The organism is Mesorhizobium sp. M8A.F.Ca.ET.181.01.1.1, from assembly GCF_004792025.1.
GTDB lineage: Bacteria > Pseudomonadota > Alphaproteobacteria > Rhizobiales > Rhizobiaceae > Mesorhizobium.
This window is the reverse complement of the sequence record NZ_SRTV01000048.1, coordinates 1-453: the sequence shown is the minus strand read 5'-3', so window position 1 is coordinate 453 and position 453 is coordinate 1. Positions and strand designations below refer to the sequence as shown.

Sequence of the window (453 nt, the reverse complement as noted above, 5' to 3'; positions counted from 1 at the left end):
AAGATCGGCTTCCAGTCGCAGGCCCACGCCGAAGATCGGCGCAAGCCAGCCGCAAAGCCTCGCCGCCGTGCGGTTGACGAGCGGCAGCACGGTGAGGCGATAGAAGGCGCGGTTTGCTTCCTGGTAATTCGCATAGGTATTGTCGCCGGGAATGCCGATCAGCATTGGCGGTACTCCGAGTGAGAGCGCGATATCGCGGGCCGCGCCGTTGCGGGCTTCCAGAAAGTCCATGTCGCGCGGCGATAGTCCCATCGCCTTCCAGTCCAGCCCGCCCTCCAGAAGCAGCGGCCGGCCGGCATTCATGGCGCCCTGATAGCCCTCCTCCAGCTCGCGCTTCAGCCGTTCATATTGTTCGGCGGAAAGATTGCCGCCTTCCCGCGGCTGATAGACCAGCGCGCCGGAAGGCCGGGCGGAATTATCGAGCAGGCGCTTGTTCCACTGGCTGGCCGCGTT

The 453-nt window shown here is 64.7% G+C and carries 1 protein-coding gene; it reads right to left on the bottom strand.

Going from position 1 to position 453, the window contains the following annotated elements; translation table 11 throughout:
- A partial coding sequence (locus EN824_RS33515) for a phage portal protein (RefSeq protein ID WP_135933164.1) occupies nt 1-453 on the bottom strand: 453 nt, incomplete at both ends.